The sequence below is a fragment of the Zooshikella sp. RANM57 genome (assembly GCF_050749885.1).
In the GTDB taxonomy this organism is placed as follows: Bacteria; Pseudomonadota; Gammaproteobacteria; order Pseudomonadales; family Zooshikellaceae; genus Zooshikella.
On the sequence record NZ_JBOIUB010000060.1, the window covers coordinates 1 to 480 of the forward strand.

General features: G+C 46.9%; 1 protein-coding gene. It reads left to right on the top strand.

The features are described from left to right. Window positions 1–24 precede the first annotated feature (24 nt). Window positions 25–480, top strand: a 456-nt coding sequence (locus tag ACQ96U_RS27125) for an IS6 family transposase (protein WP_431724401.1), incomplete at its 3' end; no start/stop codon positions are given.

The following is a 480-nucleotide window of genomic DNA, read 5'->3' on the forward strand; positions in this document are numbered from 1 at the left end:
TACTCTGGTTGTTTTGTCGTCACTATGAGTCCTCATGAGCGTTTCAAAGGTTGTCATTTTCCCTCCTGTGTTGTACTGCAGGCGGTGTATTATTACCTTCGGTTTGCACTGAGCTACCGTGATATTGAAGAGATTCTGTTAGATCGGAATGTCATCGTTGATCACGCCACTATTCAGCGTTGGGTCGTTACCTACTCAGCCAAACTCGAAAAATCGTTTCGTAAAAAGAAGCCTCCCGTGGGCAAGAGCTGGTTTATCGATGAAACCTATATCAAGGTCAAAGGCCAATGGTATTACCTGTACAGGGCCGTCGATAAAGCAGGTCAAACCATTGATTTCTTATTGACCAAACACCGCGATACTAAGGCGGCTAAACGCTTTCTCTCCAAGGCGATCAGGGCGAATGGCCTTCCAGAGACAATTACCATCGATGGCAGTGCAGCAAACAAAGCAGCAGCTGAAGCGGTTTGTCAGGAACGC